Annotated in this window: 19 protein-coding genes; 9 read left to right on the top strand and 10 right to left on the bottom strand. The window is 48.3% G+C overall.

The annotated features are described in order from the left end of the window. The first annotated feature begins 2 nt into the window (after positions 1–2). The 4 genes from FEN17_RS13475 to FEN17_RS13460 all read left to right on the top strand — a co-directional run bounded on the left by FEN17_RS13475 (position 3) and on the right by FEN17_RS13460 (position 4,471). The gene (locus tag FEN17_RS13475; protein ID WP_138365872.1) at positions 3–1,274 is read left to right on the top strand and encodes an NRAMP family divalent metal transporter; all 1,272 of its coding nucleotides are present in this window, start codon (positions 3–5) and stop codon (positions 1,272–1,274) included. Then, the gene (locus tag FEN17_RS13470; RefSeq protein ID WP_138365871.1) at positions 1,177–2,748 is read left to right on the top strand and encodes a glycoside hydrolase; all 1,572 of its coding nucleotides are present in this window, start codon (positions 1,177–1,179) and stop codon (positions 2,746–2,748) included. Before FEN17_RS13475 ends, FEN17_RS13470 begins: the two co-directional genes overlap by 98 nt. An 89-nt stretch (positions 2,749–2,837) precedes the next feature. Continuing rightward, positions 2,838–3,362 (top strand): hypothetical protein, encoded by a 525-nt coding sequence (locus tag FEN17_RS13465; RefSeq protein WP_138365870.1) that lies wholly within the window; start codon positions 2,838–2,840, stop codon positions 3,360–3,362. Continuing rightward, positions 3,359–4,471, top strand: coding sequence for a hypothetical protein (locus FEN17_RS13460; protein WP_138365869.1), 1,113 nt, complete (start codon positions 3,359–3,361; stop codon positions 4,469–4,471). Before FEN17_RS13465 ends, FEN17_RS13460 begins: the two co-directional genes overlap by 4 nt. Before the next feature lie 64 nt (positions 4,472–4,535). Here FEN17_RS13460 and FEN17_RS13455 read toward each other — a convergent pair whose 3' ends face one another. Beyond that, positions 4,536–4,778, bottom strand: coding sequence for a hypothetical protein (locus FEN17_RS13455; RefSeq protein ID WP_138365868.1), 243 nt, complete (start codon positions 4,776–4,778; stop codon positions 4,536–4,538). Positions 4,779–5,130: 352 nt separating this feature from the next. Here FEN17_RS13455 and FEN17_RS27505 point away from each other — a divergent pair, with 352 nt between their 5' ends. From FEN17_RS27505 to FEN17_RS13435, 5 genes are all read left to right on the top strand, one after another. Continuing rightward, a complete protein-coding gene (locus FEN17_RS27505; protein WP_205748159.1) occupies positions 5,131–5,346 on the top strand; it encodes a hypothetical protein in 216 nt (71 codons plus the stop codon). Between the two features lie 273 nt (positions 5,347–5,619). Further along, complete coding sequence (locus FEN17_RS13450; RefSeq protein ID WP_138365867.1) at positions 5,620–7,923, top strand: S9 family peptidase; 2,304 nt, start codon at positions 5,620–5,622, stop codon at positions 7,921–7,923. Positions 7,924–8,077: 154 nt separating this feature from the next. After that, the gene (locus FEN17_RS13445) at positions 8,078–11,068 is read left to right on the top strand and encodes a SusC/RagA family TonB-linked outer membrane protein (protein ID WP_138365866.1); all 2,991 of its coding nucleotides are present in this window, start codon (positions 8,078–8,080) and stop codon (positions 11,066–11,068) included. 20 nt (positions 11,069–11,088) lie between these two features. Then, positions 11,089–12,675 (top strand): RagB/SusD family nutrient uptake outer membrane protein, encoded by a 1,587-nt coding sequence (locus tag FEN17_RS13440; protein WP_138365865.1) that lies wholly within the window; start codon positions 11,089–11,091, stop codon positions 12,673–12,675. A gap of 105 nt (positions 12,676–12,780) precedes the next feature. After that, positions 12,781–14,163 (top strand): aminopeptidase P family protein, encoded by a 1,383-nt coding sequence (locus FEN17_RS13435; RefSeq protein ID WP_138365864.1) that lies wholly within the window; start codon positions 12,781–12,783, stop codon positions 14,161–14,163. 155 nt (positions 14,164–14,318) lie between these two features. Here FEN17_RS13435 and FEN17_RS13430 read toward each other — a convergent pair whose 3' ends face one another. From FEN17_RS13430 to FEN17_RS13390, 9 genes are all read right to left on the bottom strand, one after another. Beyond that, positions 14,319–14,639, bottom strand: coding sequence for a hypothetical protein (locus FEN17_RS13430; protein WP_138365863.1), 321 nt, complete (start codon positions 14,637–14,639; stop codon positions 14,319–14,321). Between the two features lie 62 nt (positions 14,640–14,701). Next, positions 14,702–15,880, bottom strand: coding sequence for a M61 family metallopeptidase (locus FEN17_RS13425; RefSeq protein WP_138365862.1), 1,179 nt, complete (start codon positions 15,878–15,880; stop codon positions 14,702–14,704). Between the two features lie 31 nt (positions 15,881–15,911). Next, positions 15,912–17,447, bottom strand: coding sequence for a M20/M25/M40 family metallo-hydrolase (locus tag FEN17_RS13420; RefSeq protein WP_138365861.1), 1,536 nt, complete (start codon positions 17,445–17,447; stop codon positions 15,912–15,914). Between the two features lie 5 nt (positions 17,448–17,452). After that, complete coding sequence (locus tag FEN17_RS13415) at positions 17,453–18,901, bottom strand: APC family permease (RefSeq protein WP_138365860.1); 1,449 nt, start codon at positions 18,899–18,901, stop codon at positions 17,453–17,455. 50 nt (positions 18,902–18,951) lie between these two features. Then, positions 18,952–20,715, bottom strand: a complete 1,764-nt coding sequence (locus tag FEN17_RS13410) for a DUF885 family protein (protein ID WP_138365859.1) — start codon at positions 20,713–20,715, stop codon at positions 18,952–18,954. A gap of 55 nt (positions 20,716–20,770) precedes the next feature. After that, entirely contained in the window at positions 20,771–22,021 is a 1,251-nt protein-coding gene (locus FEN17_RS13405) for an NAD(P)/FAD-dependent oxidoreductase (RefSeq protein ID WP_138365858.1), read from the bottom strand. Positions 22,022–22,029: 8 nt separating this feature from the next. Beyond that, positions 22,030–23,031 carry a 4-hydroxyproline epimerase gene (locus FEN17_RS13400; RefSeq protein WP_138365857.1) on the bottom strand — a complete coding sequence of 334 codons (1,002 nt, stop codon included), beginning with the start codon at positions 23,029–23,031 and terminating at the stop codon, positions 22,030–22,032. Next, entirely contained in the window at positions 23,031–24,509 is a 1,479-nt protein-coding gene (locus tag FEN17_RS13395) for an aldehyde dehydrogenase (NADP(+)) (protein ID WP_138365856.1), read from the bottom strand. The genes FEN17_RS13400 and FEN17_RS13395 overlap by 1 nt, the downstream gene beginning before the upstream one ends. 283 nt (positions 24,510–24,792) lie before the next feature. Next, a complete protein-coding gene (locus FEN17_RS13390) occupies positions 24,793–25,731 on the bottom strand; it encodes a dihydrodipicolinate synthase family protein (RefSeq protein WP_138365855.1) in 939 nt (312 codons plus the stop codon). Positions 25,732–25,832: the final 101 nt, after the last annotated feature.

Genomic DNA, 25,832 nt, shown 5'->3' with positions numbered 1-25,832 from the left:
CAATGTCAAACAAAACCTCCAAAACCCTTCTCGGAGCCGCCTTCCTCATGTCAACTTCCGCCGTCGGGCCCGGCTTCCTGACGCAGACGACCGTTTTCACCCAGCAGCTCACCACCAGCTTTGGGTTCGTGATTTTGTTGTCTGTGATCATTGATCTCTGCGTCCAGTTCAACATCTGGCAAATCATTACCGTCTCCGGAAAACACGCTCAGGATCTTGCAAACGCATTATTCCCTGGCTTGGGTTACCTGCTGGCATTTCTGATCGTAATCGGCGGATTGGCTTTCAACATTGGCAATGTAGCCGGGGCCGGATTAGGTATTGAGGCCATGACAGGAATCCCCGTCGAAATCGGGGCAGTCGCCAGCGCAGCCATCGCCGTCGCGATTTTCTCTTTCAAAGAAGCCGGCAAGGCAATGGACAGCTTCGCCAAAATCCTGGGCTTCATCATGATCGCATTAATTTTATACATCACCTTCACAACAAGCCCGCCTTTAGGCGCGGCTCTCCAACAAACATTCATTCCGCAGGAATTCAACTCAATTGCCGCCCTGACTTTAGTCGGCGGAACAGTAGGAGGCTATATTTCATTTGCCGGGGCTCATAGGCTGCTGGATTCTGGAATAAAAGGGGAGAGTGATCTGGGAATAGTCAATCGGAGCGCATCGACGGGGATTTTGGTTACAGCTGTGATCCGGTATCTTTTGTTTTTGGTAACATTGGGAATCGTGATGGCGGGCGCGAACATTAATCCGGACAATCCCACGGCCTCCATTTTCGAAAATGCCGCTGGCACATTCGGAAGACAATTATTTGGGCTGATGATTTGGAGTGCCGCGATCACCTCGGTTGTCGGAGCGGCATATACGTCGGTTTCGTTTTTGAGATCATTTCATCCGTTTCTTGAAAAATACCGCACCTACATTACCATTGCCTTCATCACTGTTTCCACGCTCATTTTTCTGCTCGTCGGGCGCCCCGTCAAAGTACTCGTTTTTGTCGGTACATTAAATGGTTTTGTCCTTCCGATTGCGCTCGCGATTTTATTGGTAGCGAGCCGAAAATCAAGGATAATCGGTACTTACAAACATCCGCTGGCATTGCAAATTGCCGGCTGGGCGGCAGTCGTGATTTTGGCAATAATGGGTGCGGGATTGTTTTTAACTCAATTTCAATATGTGCAGGCTTCTACTTTTCTGTTTCATTTTAGTCATTTCAAATCCGGCAATCGCTCAGAAATCCAAAGAGCTGGTTATCAAAATCAATGCAAATGACCGGGCGCAGCGTATCGACAATTTCGGCGCGGCGGGTGCGTGGTTTTCAGAAGGGATTGGTAAAAACTGGCCTACTTCAAACCGGGAGCAATTGGCTGAGTGGCTTTTCAGCAAGGAATTGGACAAAAGTGGAAACCCGAAAGGCATCGGCCTCTCTGCATGGCGCTTCAACATTGGCGGCGGCACAGCCGAGCAGGGCGACAGCAGCGGCATTGTCGATTTTCGCCGACGTGTAGAATGTTTCCTGAAACCCGATGGCACTTACGACTGGACGAAACAATCCGGTTACCTCTGGTTTACCAAAAAAGCCAAAGAATATGGCGTCGAAAACCTGATCGCATTCTCCAACACGCCGCCGATCCAGTTCACGAAAAATGGTCTGGGTTACAAAACGGAAAAGGATTATCAGGCAAATTTGAAGCCCGAGAAATACGGAGATTATGCGCAATTTCTTGCGACGGTTTTACAGCATTTTGACAAAGAAGGCCTGCATTTCAACTACATAAGTCCGGTCAACGAGCCGCAGTGGGATTGGTCGCACCCTTATGGCAAAGGCTCGCAGGAAGGTAGCCCGTGGCGGAATGAGGATATTGCCAAAATCGTGCGTGCACTGGATAGTAAATTGACCAAAACTGGCTCCACCTCCAAAATCCTGATCACAGAAGCTGGACAACTAGATTATCTATATGGAAAAACTGGCGGTGCGGCCAATCAAACACAGCATTTCTTCCAAAAAGGCAGTCCACTGCAGCTCAGCAACTTAAAACACGTCCCCAGCTTGATCGGCGGCCACAGCTACTTCACCGACAAAGGCGACAGCGCCCGCATTGCGATCCGCGAACACGTCGCCGACACCACCCGAAAATACGGCGCAGACTTCTGGCAAACAGAATATTCAATGCTCGGCGACGGCTACAAGGAAGGCAAAACCGGCAAGATCCCCGCCATTGACTGCGCCCTGTTCCTCTCCAAAGTCATCCACGACGACCTCGTCTATGGCCACGCCGCCGCCTGGCAACTCTGGAACAGCTGGGAACCCGGCAGCCCCGATTTCGACACCCGCTACTACCTCATCGCCCTCAACCCGGCTAATAAAGAATACACCGACGGAACAGTAACCGCAACCAAAAATCTCTGGGCATTAGGGCATTACAGTCGCTTTGTCAGGCCTGGAATGCACCGGCTTAACATTGGTCGAAATGATACATTGACACCTGTTCAAATTGCGCAAGATGTGATGGTGAGTGTTTTTTCAGGTGAGAAGCAGATTGTGCTTGTGGTTAATAATTATACTTCGGAAGAGCGGGTTTTGAAACTGGATTTGAGTGGATTTAAGGTAGAGAATGAATTTCGGAGCTATATTACTACTGCGAAGAAGGGTGTGGATATGCAGTTTGGGAAGGGCAAGAATTGGAGGAATGGGGTGAAGGTGCCCGGGAGAGGGTTGGTCACGGTTGTTTTGGAGAGGAAGTGATGCTTCAAGACTTGAGGCTGATTGTTAACCCTCAACTAATATCTTATATTGCATCCCATTAAAATCTATACATACATATCCTCCTTACATTGAACATACAAACAATTTTAGACGGGCTTCCTGGTTTGTCGAAAACAAGTGCCAGTCATCTTTATGAAGGATGCGTTGTTTGCCTGGCCAGACATAACCATAGCTACAAAGGCACCCAACTGGCTCTTCAAGGCGACGCTACCGAAGAAATAAGCCTGGCCTGGAATAATATATTTGATGATCAGCTTGATCGAACCTGGGCAGATCAATTTTATGCAACAGAGCACGGCGCTGTCTGCTTGGCAATATTAATTGCTCTTCGTCTAACCGACTATACCATTGTCGAGAAATCTGCAAGAAAGAATGGATTCGACTATTGGTTAGGCAAAAAAGATGACATTTTATTTCAAAGGAAAGCTAGACTAGAAATTTCGGGAATCTTCAAAGGTAAAGAAAGCGATATGCTCGCCAGACATAAGGTAAAAATTAAACAGACAAATCCATCCGATAATCTTCTTTTACCAGCTTATGTCGGAATTGTAGAATTTAGCAAACCTATGGCAATTTTCGGCGTAAAAAAATGAAAGTTCAGGAGTTACATAGCAAAGCAATCGCGGCAGCAGATATCGCTTTTGTAAAGAAGTTTCATGGACGTCTCAATGAAGCTAAGGAGCTGTTCAAAGAAGCATTTGCATTAGAAAAAGCAGCAGCTCACTCGGCATTAAAAGAAAATATGGGTGAACCTACTCTTTCGGTTCTTTTAAAAAGTGCTGCATCGCTAGCAATCAATTGCGATGAAACAAAAGAAGCTGAAAAACTAATTTGTCTGGCTCTCTCCGGTGAGCCGCCCATAGAAATTGCTGAGGAGCTAAGAAATTTGCTCGAAGAATTATATTTTCAACGACACCTACAATTGCAAGGAATATCCTTAAAATCAACTGAATTACAATTAGTTATTGCAGGGCGTGGAGTGGGTTACGGTATGGCTAAAACAGAACTTGTGTTTGATAGAATTAATACAATTGAACAACTAACGTTCAGAACAGCCGAGAGAATGTTAGGAAAGGCTTTCAGAAGATCAGGAGCCGTACCCAAAACAATCAAACTAAATTTTCAACCGTATCTTTCAGTCCCCAGAGCGGCAAGCCTTGCATTTACCATTCGTCTTGGCGAACTATCCGAACAAATGACATTAGAAGGTTTTGACCCAGCTGTAAAAGTTGTTGAAAACTTAGTTGAGAACATTGAGTTGGTAAATTCCGCAGACTTTGAAAAACTAAAAATCAACATACCTGATAAGACATACTATAAAAATTTTGTCGGGCTTTCAAAGGAGCTAGCGCCAGACGGGAACGAAGTTAATTTGGTGGGATTGACGATCGCTAGACAAGGAAGTCTTACCGACGTCCAATTCACAAGAACACGAGAAGATATTCGCATACAATCTTTTGACGATCAACCTGAAAGCGATGCGACAGTTGAAGATAATGTTGAGTTGACAGGTCGGCTCTTTGCGGCTGATGATGAAAAAGGTAGTATTCGACTAAAAGTGGATGGGGCTTTAAATTACTCAGTTATTATTCCCGATGGCTTAAGCGACATTGTGAAAAAATATTGGGGCGAACAGGTTAAAATCAAAGGTGTTCAAGTCAAACCGCGTGCTATCAAGCTAAGTGACATTGATCCTGCCTAATACTTAACCAAAACTAAGCAAATCCTATGATTGGCTGCCGATAGAATCGGCAACCAATTCCTGCTTAACCTTTTTTCCCAAAGGCCGAAAGTTCCCTCAGCAGCCTCGTCACAATCTCAGCATTATAAAACGCTTCCAATTTGTGCTCATAGCTCGGGTTCCATCCGTCGGCTGGGCGGAAATAGTGTAGAACCATGTCATTGTGCATTCGTTCAACTTCGATTAGGTCTACATCGCGATTAATGTAGTTGACCAGAAGTGCTTCCGCAGCGGATTGGCGGTCGTTTTGATTTTGTTCTGCTTGCATTTTTTTGGATGATTTGGACATTTCGCGCAGCAAAAAACGGTGCCGCACTTGCCGTGTCCAAACCTTCCCAGGCCAATGGCTCGAAGCCATTACGGTAGTTACGGCACCGTATCCTGGATATAAGCAATACGATGCTAGGGCAGTAGAAATGCCGCAATACGAATCGGCGGCATCTATGCCTGGGAAAATTTGGACGCTGTAAACTTACTGGCTTTGGCTAAGAAAGCAAAAGAGAAAAATTGAAACACTCAGAATTGAGGGGTTAACGCTACTTACAGTGTGACGTGAAAATTACAGTGTGACGTGAAAAGTTTTTAGCTTTATGTGATTATCCTGAACACATGCTCTTACCATGAAATCAAGAGAACCAAATACACACAAAGCACTTCCAAAGGGTTCCAAAATAGACCCTTCTTTGAGTGAAAAATATGCTAATAGTAATCTGTTCAAAGAGAAGTTTGCTAAAAACGACGAGCTGATACGGAGAATTGGCCTTCCTGGGCTTCGAGGAAAATTCGAACGTCAGAATGCTATACTTCGCAATGGCAACCTTCCCAAGTTTGACTAGCCTCCCATAAATTCTTTTATCCCCCAAAACCGCCAAAGAAAATCCTTCAAATTACCTTACATGCCAAACGGAAGGGTGATTTAAGTTAATATTGGTAAAAAAGCCGCTAATTTCAACGAAGTTTATCACTCGGGTTCGGGTTAATTTTACAAATAGTTAATTGGAATATAATATCGGGAGAATGTCAGCAAACTCCTGATCATCCGGTTCTTGCCTCAAAAAGGCAGGCTGATATTTTATTGCTTTTAGCGCTCAATAACTCCTAAACCAGCCATGCATTTCTTTACCCGACATAGAAAATCCCTCTCGATTTTACTCCTGAGCGCGTTTTGCTCGGCAAATACTCTCGCGCAACGAACTGCTTATCGGCCTTCCAAAGAAGAACTAGCTGCTTCCTATAAAAGGATGGAGCTCATGGATTCGCTTACCAAAGGATCGGTTTTGAAGGCGAGCATTCAGCCGGGCTGGCAGGCGGATGGACATTCGTTTTGGTATAAAAATATCCTGAAAGATAGTCTCACGGAATATATATACGTGAATGCTGCGGACGGGAGAAAGTCGAAGATCCTGGATAATGAAAAAGTGGCCAAAGCTTTGTCGGCGGTTGCGGATACTACTTTTTCTGCGCCGAAGCTAATGCTGGAAGAATTGCGGGTTGATCAGGTGAACCATACTGTTTTTATAAAAGCCAAAAACAAGTGGTTTTCTTATGATACGGAGAATTTTACCGCTACGAAAATTGAAAAACCAGGCATTGAAAAACCAAAGGAGATTGGCTGGACGCGACAGTTGAGTCGCTGGCGGCCTTTTCGAGCGGATAGCATTTCGTTTGATAAAAACCAGAAGGCATTTGTCAAAAACGGCAACATTTTCCTAAGTGCGCCGAATGGCAAAAATGTGCAGCAATTCTCTTATGACGGCAATCCGCTCCGGCCTTTTGGCGAGTTGAGCTGGTCGCCGGATGGGGCTTATATTGTTTGCTACCGCGTTGATGAACGTGAAGAGCGAAAGGTGAGCTTTATCCTTTCTTCTTTGCCCAATACCACGCGCGGCGAGGTGAAAACCCGTGAATATGCACAGCCGGGGGATGAATTTACGAGCTATGAAATGTTTGTGATCAATGCCAAAACCCGGGAAATGGTGAAGGTAAAGTCGGAGGTGATCGACTTTTTCAATGCGCCGGTGATCCGCTGGCGGGATGGTGATGCGACGCATTTTACGTATGAAAAAGTAGACCGCGGCCACCAGCGTTTCAGGGTGATCGAGGTGGATGCGGCAACGGGCGATACCAAAAATATCATCGACGAAAAGACTAATACCTTCATTTACCAAAACCTGATTTATACACATTACCTGCCCAAGGAGCACGAAATTATCTGGTCTTCCGAGAAAGATGGCTGGCGGCATTTGTATTTGGTAGATGAGGCGACAGGCAAGGAAAAGAACCAGATTACAAAGGGTGAATGGGTGGTGCGCGACATTGATAGCATTGATACCCAAAAAAGGGAAATCTGGTTTCGGGCAAATGGTATGGACCCGAGCGAAGACCCTTATCACATTCATTACTACCGCATTAAGTTCGACGGAACAGGTTTGGTGAAACTCACCAGCGACAAAAAAGCGACACATTCGCTGGCATTTTCGCGCGACCGGACTTACTATATTGACACTTACTCAACGATGGTGACTCCCCCGGTGATGGAGCTGCACAGGACTGCCGACGCGTCGCTGGTGGTGAAGCTGGAAGAGGCGGACATTTCGCAATACCTGTCGCTGGGGTTCAAGTTGCCAGAGATTTTCAAGGCCAAAGGCCGCGATGGCAAGACGGACATTTGGGGCATCGTGTACCGGCCCAGCAAGTTTGATCCGAAGAAGAAATACCCGATCATTGAGAACATCTATGCCGGTCCGCAGGATTCATTTGTGCCGAAGGCTTTCCGGCATTATGGCGAAATGCAGAGCATGGCGGAGCTGGGTTTTATTGTGGTGCAGATGGATGGAATGGGCACTGCAAACCGCTCGAAGGCATTTCACGACGTTTGCTGGAAGAACATTGCGGACGCCGGTTTTCCTGACCGTATTGCGTGGATGAAGTCGCTGGCGAGCAAATATCCATACATTGATTCTACGAAAGTGGGTGTTTATGGCACTTCCGCAGGTGGGCAAAATTCGTTGGGGGCGCTGCTTTTTCATCCTGGGTTTTATGATGCGGCGGTTTCGGCCTGCGGCTGTCACGACAATCGCGTTGATAAACAATGGTGGAATGAGCAGTGGATGGGATACCCCGTCGGCAAGCATTATGAAGAGCAATCGAATGTGACGAATGCGGCGAAATTGCAGGGTGATTTGCTGCTGATTGTTGGCGAGGCGGATACCAACGTGCCGCCGGAATCGACTTACCGCGTGGCCGATGCATTAATCAAAGCAAATAAGGATTTTGAATTGCTTGTGATTCCCGGCATGGGGCACAGCGACGGCGGCGTGTACGGCAGGCGTAAAAAGCGGGACTTTTTTGTAAGTAAGTTGCTGGGGGTGACGCCTCCGAACCGGAATAAGAAGATTGCATTTGTGCAGTAAAATTCCTCCTCTCTCAAACATTCTGAACAGGTACCGGGCATCTGCGGCCGCAAATGCTCACAGGAAAAGTATGTATTTCAAAAACGTATATCTATGATCGTTTGCTGATTCAAGCAGTTTTAAAGTTTTACTACCACCATCTAACTCAATTAAAATGAATAAACTATCCAGATTTATTCGGGAGGTTTCTTGTGCCCTGCTTTTTAGCTTCGCCCTGATCTTGCTCCCCGCCACGAAGGCAAAAGCCGCCGAGCGACAGATCAGCGGACAGGTGCTATCCGCCGAAGATAAAGCCCCGCTGCCGGGCGTGACCATCATTGTGAAAGGTAACAATAGCGTCGGGACGGCGACGGATACCGAGGGAAAATTCAAGCTGACGGTACCTGACGAAGCGACTTTGATTCTCAGCTACATTGGTTACACGAGTCAGGAAATTGTGGTCGGAAATCAGAGTGAGCTGACCATTGAACTGGCTCCCGACCAGAAGCAACTTTCGGAAGTGGTTGTGATCGGGTACGGCACGCAGAAAAAGGGCGACGTGACGAGTTCTGTGGCGAGTATCAAGCGGGAGGATTTTATCAAAGGTACCGTCCGGGATGCGGCGCAGTTGGTCCAGGGAAAAGTGGCCGGTTTGCGCATTACCACGCCGAGCGGCTCCCCTACTTCCAATACGCAGATCAATTTACGCGGGATTAACTCTATCAATGGTACTTCCGATCCGCTGATTTTGATCGACGGAATCCCAGGCGGATTAAACACCGTGGCACCGGAAGACATTGAGTCTGTGGATGTTCTGAAAGACGGCTCGGCCGCGGCGATCTATGGTACCCGCGCTACCGGAGGAGTTATTTTGATCACCACGCGAAAAAATCGTGGCACCAGCAAATCGACGATCGAGTATTCCAATTATGTGAATGTGCAGACCATCGCCAGTCGTCCGCAGCTGCTGACCGGCGACGATTATCGTCAGAAAATCAAGGAAGGAATTGATTATACGGATTACGGCGGCAATACCGACTGGCTTTCGGAAATCATGCAAAAGCCTGTGAGCCACAATCATAACCTGACGTTTTTTGGAGGGAACAGCACCACGAATTTTACAGGTTCGGTCAATTACAGAAATTGGGAGGGTATCTTTTTGCGGTCGGGACAAAGTCGGTTCACGGGTCGAGCGGACTTAAATCATTCCATGTTTAACCATAAACTAAAAACCAACCTGCAACTGATCAACCGCATTACGAGCACAAACGGGGCGGTTTCTCCGGCGGACAATGATGCGGCTTACGGCTACATTTACCGCCAGGCAATGATCCGCAACCCGACGGACCGCGTGAAGACTGAAACCGGCGCTTGGCAGGAAAGGGACGGGTATTTTTATGAAAACCCGGTTTCCAGGATCTACGAATCGAATTACGCGGCGAAGTTTAAGGAAATGCGGATGAGTGGAAGCATCGACTACGCGCCGATCAACGATTTGAATTTCAAACTTTTGGTATCGAATGTACAAAACAGCACGCTCGACGGCGGCTCGACGACATTCAACCATACGAATACGAGGCTGAGCAACCAAAACGCCACTGCGTTTCGCAGTACCAATGCGGACAACCAAAATCTGCTGGAATTTACGGGTAACTATGCGAAATCGTTTGGGAAACACCGGTTTACCTTACTCGGCGGATATAGTTGGCAGGATGCGACTTATGAAGAATTTTCGGCCAGCAACTGGGATTTCCCGACCGACTCTTACGATTGGAACAATCTCGGCGCGGGCGGTGCCTTGCAAAAAGGACAGGCCGCGATGGCCAGTTCTAAAAACAAATGGCAGCTCGCAGGTTTTTTTGGCCGTTTAACTTACAGTTTTAATGAAAAATACCTGTTCATGGCGAGTGTCCGCCGCGAAGGTTCGTCGCGCTTTGGGGTGAACAACCAGTGGGGAACATTTCCGGCGGCTTCTGTGGGCTGGCGGCTGAGTAAAGAAAAATTCATGGAAGGTTTGACTGGTGTTTCCGAGATCAAGCTGCGCGCCGGTTTCGGGGTGACGGGTACGATTGCCAACTCGCCTTATTTGTCGCAGATCAGCTACAATTTTGACCGGAACGAAGGTGCATTCATTGGCGGAAAATGGGTACCGGGTTTTGTACCGGCGCGTAACTTCAACCCAAATCTGCGCTGGGAGAAAAAAGAGGAAGTGAACGCGGGGATTGATTTTGGTTTTATGAAAAACCGCATCAGTGGCTCGGTGGATTTTTATAGCCGCAAAGTGAAGGATTTGCTTTACGATTTCCCGGTTCCGGTGCCGCCTTATCTGACCAACATTATGCAGATCAATGCGGGTACGATGAAAAACCAGGGACTTGAAGTGCTGCTGAATTTGGTACCTGTACAAACTGCCAACCTGCAATGGAATTCCGGATTTACGTATTCTACCAACCGCAACAAGCTGGTGAGTCTCTCGAATGATCAGTTTGAAGCAGCCAATGATTTTTTTGATGCGGGATATACCGGCGAGCCGATCCAGGTAAGCACGCACCGGGTGAAAGTGGGCGAACCGATCGGGCGGTTTTTTGTCTGGAAATCGGTGGGTGTGGATGAAAAAGGCGCCTGGCTGATTGAAAACAAAGATGGAGAGGTAATACCGATCGCAAATGCGACGCCGGAAGACCGCCAGTATTATGGAAACGGTATCCCGAAACACATTCTCGGCTGGAACAACTCGGTGCGTTTCAAGAGCTTCGATCTGGCGGTGAACATGCGCGGCGCCTTTGGTTATGACATTCTCAATTTCCAGAGTATGTTTTATAATAACCCCAGAAACAAGGCTTACAACATGCTCAAAACTGCCTACGATCCGATCGATGGCAAGGTGCTGAACACCGATCTGGTGTATGTTTCCAACTACATTGAAAACGGGAATTACTGGAAAATCGACAATGTGACATTGGGCTATACCCTGCCGGTGAACCTGGTGAAAGGCATGAAAAACGCCCGGATTTTTGTCTCAGGACTAAATCTGATCACACTTACCAAATACTCGGGCGTGGACCCGGAAGGTGTAGTCATGACCGGCTTCGCGCCAGGCAGCGACCAGCGTGATAAGTATCCAACTACCCGCACATTTACCGCCGGCCTCAGCGTAACATTCTGATCTTAAACATTTTTGAAATAATGAAAAATAAAAATATCAAACATACGGTACTCGCCACACTGCTGCTGGCAGGTGCTACATTTTATTCCTGCACGGATTTAAAGGAGGAAGTGTATTCCGAAGTTTTGGCGAGCAATTACCAGCCGACTGAAAAGGATCTGCCTGCGATTGTTGCGCCCGTTTACTCGTCTTTGCGCAGCTTAATGCTGGGCTGGCAGGGCTATTTCGATTTGCAGGAAGAAGCGGCCGACGCGATCATTACGCCGGTGCGCCCAAACGGCTGGGACGATGGCGGCACTTACCGCCGGATGCACCAGCACACGTGGACTTCGTTGCAGTGGCAGCCGGAAAATGCCTGGCAAAGCTCATTTCGCAGCATTACGACGGCAAACCGGGTTTTGTCTCAAATTTCGGATGGGGATATTCCTTTGACGACGGGCAAAGAACAGATTGAGGCCGAGCTGCGAGCGGTGCGGGCGTTTGCTTATTATTTGCTGCTGGACAACCACGGTAATGTGCCGATTGTGACGGATTTTAAAGACGTGAACCTGCCCAAACAGAGCACGCGGAAGGAAGTTTATGATTTTGTGGTGAAGGAATTATTGGAGGTAATGCCCAACCTGAGCGAAAATGCGAGCACGACTTACGGGCAAATGAACCGCTGGGGCGCGAAAGCTTTGCTGGCGAAAATTTATTTAAATGCGGAGGTTTACACCGGCACACCTCAGTGGGAAAACGCGATTGCGCAGGCTGATGAAGTGATCAAAAGTGGGAAATATATGCTGGATGCCAATTATTCGGACGTTTTTACCTGGACGAATTTCAATTCCAAAGAGATCATTTTCGCGATTCCTTATGATGAAATTTACGGTACCGGAAACCAGATCCACATGAAAACGCTCGATCCGCTGAGCCGCACGGTGTACCCGATGAATGCAGGTCCGTGGGGCGGAAACTGCGCGGTACCACAGTTTATTGATACTTATGATGCCGAAGACAGCCGCCTCGCCGACACCTGGATCATGGGCCCGCAGAAGAATGCGACAACCGGCGCGGTGGTGATTACCTACAACAAGTCGGTGCCGAGTATGGAAAAAACTTCTTCTACGGACGGTTTCAGGATTGGAAAATATAAAATCAAACCTAATGCGACCGGCAGTCTCGATAATGACTTCCCATTTTTGCGCTATGCCGATGTGCTGATGATCAAAGCGGAGGCACTCTTAAGAACTGGAAAAGCGGCTGAGGCTGCGACGATTGTTTCGGATGTTCGCAAAAGAGCATTCAAAACCAATGCTGCAAAAGCGACGGTTACTGCTGCTGATCTGGCAAAAGGCAGCAGATATAACTATGGTTATCAGGCCGTTGACGGTAGCGTTACGGAGCGCCAGGGTGGTGATGACATTAAATTCGGGCGAATGCTGGATGAGCTGGGCTGGGAATTTGCGGCTGAGGCGCACCGTCGTCAGGATTTGATCCGGTTTGGGGTTTATGAAAAGAAAAAATGGTTTAACCACCGTCCCCAGGCTGCACAGCGCGCCTTGTTCCCGATCCCGCAGGCCGAGCTGGATAAAAACACGAATTTGAAACAAAATCCGGGCTACTAGTTGTTAATCGGTTAGGTTAAGTAATGTAACCCTGCCCGCGAACGCAATGTTTGCGGGCAAGTTTTTTTGCCCTAATTTGGGCGATCATTCAAAGATTCGGAAAGCATGTTCTCCAAAGAAACCTACATACAGCGTAGACAAGTTTTGAAGCAAAAAGTCGGCAGCGGCGTTATTTTGCTGATCGGCAATGAAGAAAGCGGCATGAACTACCGCGACAATGTTTACCCGTTTCGTCAGGACAGCACATTTCTGTACTATTTCGGTCTGGACGTCGCTTCGATCCACGCGGTGATTGATATTGATAATGATCAGGAAGTGATTTTCGGCAATGAGCTGACGATCGATGACATTGTCTGGACGGGACCGAAAGAGTCGCTGGTAGATAAAGCTGCGAAAGTGGGCGTGACGCAGGTGAAGCCTTTGTCGGCGATTGATGGTTATCTCAAAGATATTTCAGGCAAAAAACAAAACATACATTTTCTGCCTCCTTACCGCGGGGAACACGCTTTATTGTTGCAGGAGTGGCTGCACATTTCGCCTGCCGAAGCTGCGCAAAGAGCGTCCATAACATTGATTAAGGCGATTGTTTCGATGCGGTCTTATAAAACTGCGGAGGAAATTGCAGAGATCGAAAAAGCGGTGGATACCTCGGTGGATATGCACCTCGAATTCATGCGCACGACGCGTCCAGGTATTACGGAAAGGGATCTTGCGGGAAGATTGCAAAGCATCGCCATCGGCCAGGGCGGCGACATTTCGTACCCAGTGATTATGACCGTAAACGGAGAAATCCTGCACACCCACGCCCGTGACCTACCGATGCGAGACGGCCAGATGAGCCTTTGCGACGCCGGGGCCGAAACAGCGATGCGCTACTGCGGCGACCTGACCCGCACCATCCCGACCGGTCAAAGATTCACTACTCTGCAAAGGGAAATGTACGAAATAGTGCTCACCGCGCAGAAATCGGCCATTGAAGCCTGCAAACCAGGCGTGTTATTCAAAGACGTACATACATTGGCTTCCACCAAACTATTGGAAGGCCTGAAATCCCTGGGCGTCATCACCGGCGACCCTGTCGAAGCCGTCGCAAACGATGTGCATACCTTATTCTTCCAGTGCGGCCTCGGCCACATGATGGGTCTGGACGTCCACGACATGGAAAACCTCGGCGAGCAATACGTGGGTTACTCCGAAGATTTGAAAAAAGGAACCACATTCGGCTGGAAATCCCTCCGACTGGGCCGTGCGCTGGAACCTGGTTTTGTCGTAACCGTGGAGCCAGGCCTATATTTGATCCCCACATTAATCGACCGCTGGAAAGCGGAAAACAAGCTTTCGGAATTTGTAAACTACAATAAGCTGGAAATGCTGCGCGATTTCACGGGCATCCGGATTGAAGATGACATTGTGATTACCGAGGATGGAAACCGGGTGTTAGGGAAGTATTTGCCGAAGGAAGTGTCGGAAGTGGAGGCGCTGCGGTGATTCTGAGCGTGCGGTAAGAGTCATCCAGGACCAATATTTTGGTGCGATAACACAAGTTTACGAATACCTGAAAAAGCAAATGTAATCCAGATCTTCTCGAACACATTGAAAGAGTTGGTATTCAGCTGCTAAGTGAAAAGCGTTAAGCTCAAAATCTATTTTTCTCCCCTGCTCCACCCCTCAAAAACCGCCTTCTGCAAAGCATCCGCATTCTCAAAAGGCTTAATCGAAAACGCCTTTTCCATCCTCGTAATCGTCACGCCGTCCTTCGCTTCCGAAACTTCCTTCGGCTCGGTATCAATATCCAATCCCGCGTAACCAAAGTACTTTTTATAATCCGGCTCGGCAGTTGTGTAGATGTAGCTGAATAGTTCTTCCAGCGGATTCCCAGCGACTTCCGTGATCACTTCGCGGAGTTCGTTCTCGGAGAAGCCGCGTTTTTTCTTGATATAAAAATCATTGTAAAGTTTCCGCATGACGTCGTCCAGAGACTTTTTGTTTTGAGTTTCATGGCGGATCGCGAAGTCGAAGAGGAGGCCTACGATCGGGCCTTTCTGGTAGACGGAGATGGTCTTATTGACGGGTCGCCCGTTCTGCCGAAGGGGCCGTCGGACCAGGTTTCGGCGCTGGCCTGGGCTAACGATTGGTACAAACGTCCGGGTTTATTTTCGACCGTCGAGATCTGATCTTTAAAAAAATCGAGCATTTTTTCAATTGTATAAAGACCGGCTTCTTTCAGGATGATTGGTTCGTAGTACACAGTCAGACCTTCTGCTACCCAGAGCATATTGGTTTTACTTCCATTATCGTAATCAAAAGGCCCCAGCTCGATCGGGCGGATTCTTTTGACATTGTAGTGATGGAAATATTCGTGCGTGATAAATCCCATCATACCGTCCCAGCCGCGGGAATCGAGCAGATCGCCACTGAAACTGATGGTTGTAGAATTCAAATGTTCGATGCCTCCCTGGCCTGGCCCGATGCCGATAAACGTGTAATGTTTGTAAGGAATGTCACCAATCTGTGCAGACGCTTTTTCGACAATTTTTTGAATGTCGGCCATAAATTTGACCTTATCAAAATTGCCTAGTTTGTAGCCAATAAAGCGGTGCGGAATACCTTTGACTTTAAATGGCGGCAATTCTTCCAGGTTTCCGACAAGGATCGGGCTATCATAAAGAACGTCGAAATCCGGGGCTACATAGGTAAATTTTTGCTTTTTCAAAGAATCCAGACCCGTCGCCACCCTGCTCCAATCTTTATAAGGTTTAACCGCCACTTCCGCCGACAGATTGATTTTACCATTAACATATAAAAATGTAGCCGCCGGAATAATGTAGGCGTGCTCCTCATCCAGATAGCTGGTCGCTACAAACTTCCGGGTGGTTTTTACATCATAGTCCAGGGACAAAAGTTTAATTCCCTTGACCGCGATCGTCCAGCCGGTTTTACCCGTTTTTACCCACTGCAATGTATTTCCTTTGTCATCTTTCGGCGTGAAATTCTGCACATTCGCCGCGTAGTCCATCAATTGATAGTAGCCCGGTGTCCAGTCAGGCATTTTCAAAAGCAGGCTATCCGACTTCTCAGGCCTGTATTGAAGGGTGACGTGAAATGTATGACTGGCCGGATTTTCCATCGACACCGTATATTTCAGCGGCTCTTTGGCAAAGGAAAATCCGGCAACCAGCGTAAGGCAAAAAGTAAGGAATCTCATTGGAGTAAATGCAAAAAATTACCTGCCTGCGTTAGTTAGCACGCGGTTTTGGCAATTCCTTTCTCGGGATTTTTTGGTCTAACTGAGCAGTATTGTAAACAAATGCTGCCACGACAGTCGCCATTTGTTTCAGATCATCCATCACCAATCTTTCGTAAGTATCCATGTTGGTGTGGTGCGTGCGGGTACCGTACTCGATGCCGTCCTGGATAAACTGGAAGCCTGGGAGACCTACCGCGTCAAAACTCTGGTGATCGGTGCCGCCGGTATTTCTGATCGTGATGGTCGGATGATCGATGATATCGGAGAAGGACGCCAGCCATTTTTCAAAAATCGCACGCGGGCCTTCGTTGCCTTGCAGGTAAATGCCGCGGATGCGGCCGGTACCATTGTCAATGTTATAATAAGCTGAAAGCTTTTCGTGCGCGGGCAGCAATTTCATTGTCTGCGGATCGCCAAAGGTGTTTTTGACATAATTCCGAGAACCGTGCAAGCCTTGCTCCTCGCCCGACCATAACGCAATCCGGATTGTTCTTTTTGGTTTCAAACCGGCAGTTTGCAAAATCCGGATCGCTTCCAGCATAACTGCACATCCCGCCGCATTATCTGTTGCGCCAGTCGCGCTGTGCCAGGAATCCAAATGTCCGCCCAGCATCACCACTTCGTCTTTCAGCTTGGGATCGGTGCCCGCGATTTCGGCTATCACATTGCCGGTAGTAAGTTTTTTATCAAAAAAAGTTGTAGCAGATTCGGCTTCCAATGTTACCGGAATGCCACTTTCGATCAGGCGGGCAATCAAACCGGCATGCTCCGGCGCGATCTCAAAAGCAGGATTTGCAATCGGTGAATCGCCGCGGTAAGATGCTCCGTTACTGGTAAAAAATGTTCCTTCACGACCAGGGCGTCCCACGATTTCCAGCTTCACATTCTGCGCTTTCATGGTACTGTCGACCCTCGCTCTGAACGCTCTCTGCACCCGCAAACGCTCCATCTGTTCCGGCACGTTGATCGTCGGCGAAGCAACTGCCGGGACCATTTTATCCAGTTCTTCTGCCGTGTAGCGGGTTGCATCTGCCTTGAAAGTAGGGCCGGAATCCACATTTGGTCTGGTCAGAAGGATCTTCCCAGCCAGTTTTCCATCTGCATATTTCTTTAAATCTTCCTCGGTCTGAATGTTGACCAAAGCCACTTCACCGGTAACCGGCCCCTGCGTCCCCGCAGTCCAGGCCCTCGGAATCCCGATCAGCGGCATATAATATGGCTTGGTCATCGCCAGATAACTTTTTTCCACCTGCCAGCCTTTGCCAAATTCGCCCCACTCCTGGATTTCGGCTTTTTGTAAACCCCACTTTTTCAGCTCACTTACCGACCATTCTGCCGCTCTCTGAAAACCCGGTGAGTTGGTTAGTCGCGGGCCGGAAACGTCCGTCAAATGATGGGCAATGTCCTGCACTTTTGAATTTTCCAGACCTTCCTTCCGGATTTTAGCCAGCACAGCCTGATCGATTTCCTGAGCAAAAACGAAGCCCGGACAAAGCAGTAGTAGTGAGTAAAGTGTTGATTTCATGAGATTTATACGATATCGATTGTAGAAATGTCTTTTTTACCAATCATATAATATACCGGAATGCCGAGCAAAACTATGATCAACCCCGGCCAGGTGTACTCTGGTTTGTAAATGATCAACAGCACGCAAAATGCGACGCCCATAATAATGTAAATGATCGGCAGAATTGGGTAACCAAATGCTTTGTAGGGCCGCGGTGCGTTTGGCATTTTCTTTCTTAATATAAATATTCCGACAATGGTCAACATATAAAACACGACAACCACGAAGGAAATCATATCCAGCAAATTGCCATACTTCCCACTTAAACTCCACAAACAAGCCACCACACATTGAATCCAAAGCCCGAATTCCGGTACCGAATTTTTATTCAAGGTCGCCGTTTTTTTGAAGAACATTCCGTCTTTGGCCATCGAATAATACACCCGCGCACCCGACATAATCAATCCATTATTACAGCCAAATGTTGAAATCATGATCATAATAGCGATAATGATCGTTCCCGCGCTGCCAAAAATGACATGCGAGGCAGTTACCGCTACACGGTCTTTATCTGACGCGGCAATTTCTTGCAAAGACAAAACACCCGTGTACATGACATTGGTCAAAACATAAATCACGGTTACGATAATGGTCCCCAAGGCTAAGCTCAATCCAATGTTGCGCTGCGGATTCTTAATTTCTCCCGCAATAAAAGTTACATTATTCCAGGAATCGCTGCTAAAAATGGAGCCGACCATTGAGGCCGCGATCGCACCGAATGCGGCGATTGTCGTGTAGGATTCTACCGAGCCGTCGATGCTTAATTTATGCAGGTCCCACATCGTGGCCGAGTCCCAGTTTGCCGCCCAGATTTCGGGTTTCATGAAAATCAAACCAAAAACGATCAAGCCCAGCAAACTCAGTAACTTGGTGAGCGTGAAGGTCGTCTGGATAATTTTGCCGCCATTTACGCCACGTGTATTAATAAATGTGAGCAGCACAATGAGCACGAGCGAGAGCAGCTGCGCCGGGGATATTTTGAGAAATCCGAGATCCATCGCAACCAGGTCTTCGCTGAACATCGGTAAAAGGTAGGCGGTGAATTTAGCAAAAGCCACAGCCACCGCGGCGATCGTAGCAGTCTGGATCACAGTGAAAAAGCTCCATCCATAAAGAAAGCCTATAAGTGGGTTATAGGCTTCTTTTAAATAAATATACTGGCCGCCCGCCTTCGGGAACATGGCGCTCAGCTCGCCGTAACTTAATGCTGCGGTCAATGTCATAAAACCCGTGATGAGCCAGACGAACATCAGCCACCCGACGCTGCCGGTGTTCCGGGTAATGTCGGCGGAAACGATGAAAATCCCGGAACCGATCATACTGCCGGCAACCAGCATGGTGGCATCCACCAGTCCTAATGAAGGTTTAAATGCTGTTTTTTCAGCTGGCTCAGCGGTACTTTCCGGCGACATAAAGGTGAAGGTTAGGTAAGTTCGGTTTTTTGATAATGTAAGCTACGACATTATTTGAAAGTATAAAATTTCCATTTGGTTTTAAAATCAGGCTTCAAAGGCTGGTTTATGAGCGTCGCCCTGACCATTTCAATTGGCATATTGTTCTCTTTCATGATCGCGTCGTGGAACTGCTGGTAGGTCATTTTACCGCTTTCGACGAGTTCTTTTTTCAAACTGTAAATCTGCAAACCGCCGATCAGATAGGCGATCTGGTAAAGTGGACCATAATTTCCTTCGAAAGACCGCCGCACTTCGCCCTCTGCATTAGCGCGCTCATGCCCAACCCGGTCGACCAGAAAATCGATACATTCCTGCGGCGTCCATTTTCCCAAATGATAGTTCAAAGAAAAAATGATCCGTGCGCACCGGTGCATCCGCCAGAATAGCATGCCAATCCGTTCCTCGGGGGTTTTGGCGAAGCCTTTTTCATAGAGCAATAATTCCCAGTAAAGCGCCCAGCCTTCGGTCCAGAATGGTGTGCCGAACTCGTCGCGGTAAGATTTGTAGCGGCTGCGCATATAATATTGCAGGTGATGGCCAGGCACCAGCTCGTGGTGGACCGTCGAGCGGGAGAAATAAGGATTGTTTCCGCGCATGCTCATGAGCTTGTCCTCATGCGCCATCGTGTTGGTCGGGTAGGAAATGATAATGTCGCGGCCGCCTAGGAAAAAGGGATTAACCAACTGTCTTTCAGGAGACATCATTTGCATTCCCCAGGTCTCGTCGGCGATTTCCGGGTAGGTATAGAGGTTGTTTTTAGTAATAAAATCCTTTGCATCATTGTAAAGCTTCATGATCAGCTGCGGCTGCTGGCCGGCTGGGACGTAACTGTTTTTCACCTGCTCCTGCGCCTTTTTCCAGTCGGTACCGAAGCCCATTTCCTGCGTAGCTTTCAGCAATTCCTTGTCGCACCAGGCAAATTCTTTGTTGGCCAGCTCAATCAATTCCTCCGGCGTGTAGCTGATCATTTCCACGTTCAGCTGCCGGATCAGCTCATCGCGCCCGATGGGCTTGCCCTTGATACCGCTTTTATCGTCTTTTTGGGTGGTGTTGAGTTTTCCTTTTGATTTAATGACTTTGGCGTAGCTGATTAATGCACTGTCCAGGCCCTGATACGGTTTTGGTACCCACCATGAGAATAGCGGATCATAACCATTATAAAATTCATAAGTTGCTTTCAGTCGAATTTCGATGCCATTTACTGCTTCCTCGCCGCGGTTTGCCAGCGGCATATCGATGGATTCTACCTTTTTGATGTCTTCCGAAGATTGTTTGACGATTTTCAAAAGGTCGTTCAGCTCGCCAGCCACTTTCTGTCCGTCTACATTATTTCCGCGGCGGCGGCTTTTTTCCAGTTCGTAAATTTTATCGGCGAAAGGAATGTATTTCAAAATCTGGCCATACTCTTTTTCTTCCTGCGAAAGGCTCAGCTGGTGGTCGTCAATGTTTCTTTTGAGGAGAATGTAATCGACTTTGCCGTAAATGCTCATGGCGCTGAAATCGACTTTGGAGAGTTTTTCGAGGTAGCTTTTATCGACTTCGGTCAATCTTTTGCGCTGCTCAGGGGAATTAAGGGCGGGTTGCGGCGAGGCAAATCCGCGTCCTTTGACCAGTTGCGGTGCATAGAACGAACTTACTGCATTGATATCCTGCTGGTAATGGATAACCAGGCCCGCTACCTCGGAGGTCTGTTCGTAGAGGTTGAATTTGGATTTTTGGGCCTGGGCGAATGTGCTGCTGGCGAGCAGAATCAATAGGGTTAGGTGTCGCATTTTATTTTTTTTAGCCACGAATACACTAATGCACACGAATCTTGACAACCGGAAATCAATTATACCGTTCCGGATCGTATAGCCTAATATCCAGGGCCGTCGATGACTGGTCTGCCAATTCTGCCACTACCTTCCCGGTCGCAGGGCCCAGACTGATTCCCATCATGCCATGCCCTCCTGCTACGATCAGGTTTTTTAATTTTTTGGAATAACCTAAATATGGTAACCCGTCCGGAGAGCAGGGGCGAAAGCCGTACCAAATCTTTTCTTTGGCCGGAACCTGTACATTCAGCTCCGGATAATATTGCGGGATGGCGTTCACGATACCTTCCACGCGGTTCATGTTGATTTTGTTATTCAAGGGCGCGAGCTCCATCGTTCCGCCGAAACGAACTTGCCCGTTCATCGGCGTCACCGCTACCCGGGCCTCGATCAGCAATGCAGGGTGGGCGATCGGATGACCGGCATTGGGCTCCATGAAAGAGTAACCTTTGCCAGGCATGACAGGAATTGAAAGTCCGGCCAGTTTGGCAAGCTGCGGCAGCCAGGAGCCTCCTGTCATGATCACGAGGTCACCTTCAATATTCCCTTTGGAAGTGCGGACGGATTTGATTTCTGAATTTTGAATGTCGTAGCCGGTTACCTCCGCGTTTGTGATCACTTCTGCACCTTTGCTTTTAATGTTTTTCAAAAGCTGGTTAAACAAAGCCGTGGGGTACAAATGTGCATCGCAATGATAATGTACCGCGCCGGCTACGTCCAGCTGTATCCCCGGCTCTATGGCCTGCACCTGCTCTTTTGTCAGCATTTCGACATCCAGACCTAGTTTCTGCGCATCTTTTCCGACGTGTATTTCCTCTTCGCCCGCTTTTTCAGTTTTGTAAAGCATAAAAATACCCTTCTTTTCCAAACCAAAATCCAGGTTTTCTTCTTTGGCAAGATCTTCATAAAGCTGCTTGCTCAGCAAATGATAGTCGCGCAAATGTGGCGCAGCACGCTCTACTGCGGCGGGGGTAGCACTTTTAATAAATTTCAAGCCCCACGAAATCAGGGAAAAATCGAGGGAAGGTTTTACGTAAAAAGGACTGCGGCTGTTGAACATCCATTTGATCCCTTTCGAAACCATACCGGGGGCGGCAAGCGGGATAAAATGGCTCGGCACGATCATCCCGGCATTGCCCTGCGAGCAGTTATCCGCCAGATCGCCCTTGTCCAGCAGCGTCACTTTCCACCCGCTTTTCAGCAGATAGTAAGCCGAAGCCAGACCCATAATTCCTCCTCCGATAATCGTCGCTTTGCCCTTCATTTTTAACTTTAAATCACCTGAAACCCGTAAGCATACGGATCTTCTTCGTCGTCTATGAAAATATTATTGTACCCCGTCACTACGGCCCAGCCTTCGATGCCGGGAATGATGGCGGGTTTATCGCCGATGGTCACCTCATCTTCTACGGTTCCGATGAATTTGGAGCCGATAATGCTTTCGTGGATAAACTGATCGCCTTTTTTGAGTTTGCCTTTGGCGTGCCACTGGGCCATTCTTGCCGAAGTACCGGTGCCGCAGGGTGAGCGGTCGATGGCCTTATCTCCGTAAAAAACAGCATTTCTGGCGGTGGATGTTTCGTCTAACACTGCGCCTGCCCAGAGAATGTGGCTGAGTCCGTTAATGTGCTCGTTTTCAGGATGAACAAATTTATATTGCTCATTCATGCGCTTACGCAGCACGCGCGACCAGCTAATCAGCTGATCGGCGGTATGGTTTTCCAAACCTTTGAAATTTTCCTGCGGATCGATGATCCCGTAGAAGTTACCGCCGTAGGAAACGTCGATTTTCAATGTGCCTAAGTCCGGACATTCCACCGTCAGATTTTCGGCGGCGAGGAACGATTTAATGTTGACCAGCTTTACGGACGTAACCCGCTTGCCTTCTTGTTTGTATTCAACCAAAACCAAACCGGCCGGCGTTTCCAGGCGCAGTTTTCCCGGAACTTTGGGTGTTACCAACCCTTCCTGGATTGCGATGGTGACGGTTCCGATCGTGCCATGACCGCACATCGGGAGGCAGCCGCTGGTTTCAATGTAAAGCACGCCGATATCATTCGCTGGATCGACGGGTGGATACAGAATGCTTCCGCTCATCATATCATGCCCCCGCGGCTCAAACATCAGGCCTTTGCGGATCCAGTCGAATTCTTTCAAAAAGTGCAGCCGACGTTCCATCATGCTGTTTCCATCCAGCAAAGGTCCGCCGCCTGCTACTACACGCACCGGGTTGCCGCAAGTATGGGCGTCGATGCAAAAAAAGGTTTTACGCATTATGAAACAATGTCTTTTGTCACCTCATTATTGACCGTCCGCCAGATACCCAGCGAATTGGCGTTTTGTAATGCTTCCGGCAAAAATTCGTCGGGCCAGTTCTGGAAGCTCAATGGTCTTACGAAACGTTTGATCGCGTCGGCGCCTACCGAGGTGTACTGGGCGTTGCTCGATGACGGGAACGGTCCGCCGTGGTGCATGGATTTGCACACTTCCACGCCGGTCGGGAAGTTATTGAAAATGATCCGTCCGCATTTGTTCTGGATTGATGCGATTAGTTCGGAATTAGCCGCGATGTCGCCGGTGGTTGCCAGCAATGTTGCGGTGAGCTGTCCGTGCACTTTGGAAGTTACTGCCAGCATTTCGGCTTCATCCTTACATTTCACGATCAATGCGAAAGGTCCGAAAACTTCGGTTTGCAGATCGTCATTGATCAGAAAATCAATTCCTGAAACAGTCGCTACCGTAGCGGTACCCTGCCCTTCTTCGGCCTCGGCAGTTGCATTTGCAAGAATGCTTACGCCGGATTGTGAAATCACTTTTTCGCGGTTGCTCCAATACCCTTTTGCGATGCCGGAATTTAGCATGTAAGCGGGTAATGCTTTTAGGATTTCTTCTTCCAGCACTTCCGTGAACTGATTTAATCCTTCGCTATCAATGCTAATCAGCAAACCGGGATTGGTACAAAATTGTCCCACACCCAATGTCAGCGAGCCGGTATATTGTTTTGCGAGCTCCGCAGCGGACGTATTTAATTTTTCAGGCAAAAGAAAAACCGGATTAATGCTGCCCATTTCGGCAAAAACCGGGATCGGCTCGGGACGTTTGCTGGCAATTTCTACCAATGCCAACCCACCGCGGTTTGAACCTGTAAAACCCACCGCCTTGATCACCGGATGACTTACCAGTGCTTGCGCCTCTTCGTTGGTTTCACAAAAAATGTGGGCAAATGTTCCTTCCGGAAAACCGCTCTTGGCAACCCCGCGACCGATCGCGTCGGCCATCATTTGAGAAGTTTCGGGATGGCCAGGGTGCGCTTTCACTACCACCGGACAGCCTGCCGCGATGGCGCTGGCAGTATCTCCACCAGCTGTCGAGAATGCAAAAGGAAAATTGCTCGCGCCAAAAACCGCTACAGGGCCTAATGCAACATTGGTTTTGCGGATATCCGGTTTTGGCGGGGTACGTTCCAAATTGGCCGTATCAATGCTGGCATCCAGGGAATGTCCTTTTTCTACGGCTTCAGCATAGCTTCTCCACTGAAAAATCGTCCGGGCTTTTTCTCCGGTCAATCTGGCTTCGGGCAAATGGGATTCCCTCATCGCCGTCTGGATCAGCTCGGGACCAAGTGCTTCGATTTCGCTGGCAATGTTGCGCATCAGAGCAACACGTTTTGAAACCGGGTATTTGTTGATTTCTACGAAAGCAGCTTGTGAATTTGCGAGGATGCTTTCGAGATCATTTTTTATTGCATTCATGTAAATGGGAATTAGGAGACTCCTCCGGAGTCAAAAAATAAAATTGGTTTCGTTTGCTAGAAACAGGGGACCGCTCTGCGGTCGCTCGTCGGGCATATCTTTTTCAAGCATTAAATGCTGTTACTAAGTTCCCTCGCTCCGGAGGAGCGCCCTGTTTCTAGCATCACCACCACTATAAAGTCCTCGCTCCGGAGGAGCACCCTGTTTCTAGCATCAAAACCACCACAAAATCCCCGCTCCGGCGGAGCGTCCTGTCCTAACACAGGCGCTCGAAAAACAAAAATTATGCTAAATACGAATCAGCCGTCAGATTCAAATAATCGGGCAATGTGGGCTGCGTTTCGATGGCTTTGTCGATGATCGCGATCACTCTTTCTCTTTCGGCACCATCCAATACCAATCTTGGCGCGCGAACGTATTCCGAACCGATATTCATTTTAGCAGCGGCCAACTTAATGTTCTGAACCAGCTTAGGATGAATGTCCAGTTCCAGAAGCGGCAGGTACCAGCGGTAAATCGCAAGTGCTTCTTTATACATACCGGCTTTCACCAGATTAAAAATTGCGACGGTTTCTTTTGGAAATGCATCCACCAAACCACCCACAACACCGTCGGCGCCCAGCATGACTTCTTCCATGATCAAGGTATCCACGCCGCAGAAGATCCGGAAACGGTCGCCGAAACGGTTGAACAAGCGTGTAACATTGCTCACGTCGCGTGTTGATTCCTTGATCGCGTGAATGTTGGCTTCCTCGGCCAGTTCTTCGAACATTTCCAGGGTTACCTCAATTTTGTAGTCTACCGGATTGTTGTAGATCATCAAAGGAAGCGCAGTACTTTGTGCGATCGTCCTGAAATAGGCAACAGTCTCGCGGTCGTCCGCTTTGTAGCGCATCGGAGGCAGCACCATCAAACCGTCCGCACCAATGCTTTCAGCTTCTTTTGCAATGCTGACAGCCTCGGCAGTAGCTTGCTCGGCGATACACAAAACCACTGGCATACCCTCTGGAACGACGGTTTTGGCATATTTTACCAGCTCCACTTTTTCAGCGCGGGTAAGCGTACTCGCTTCTCCCAGAGAACCTGCTACGATGGCACCTGTGACCCCAGCTTCGATCTGAGCTTGAAGATTTTTGCCAAACAGTTCAAAATCAATTGTGTCATCTGCTTTAAACGGGGTTACCAGCGCAGGAAAAATGCCATACCAGGATTCTTTGTTCATATCACTTGCTTATTTCTTATGAATTTTATCAAAGGTAAAACAATGATCGCTGTCGGTATTCGCGTCTTTTAATCAATATTTTACCGATTTTAACCTAACCT

The organism is Dyadobacter luticola (assembly GCF_005860805.1).
Taxonomy (GTDB): domain Bacteria; phylum Bacteroidota; class Bacteroidia; order Cytophagales; family Spirosomataceae; genus Dyadobacter; species Dyadobacter luticola.
The sequence above is the reverse complement of the archived record's forward strand: the minus strand, read 5'-3'. Positions and strand labels throughout refer to the sequence as shown.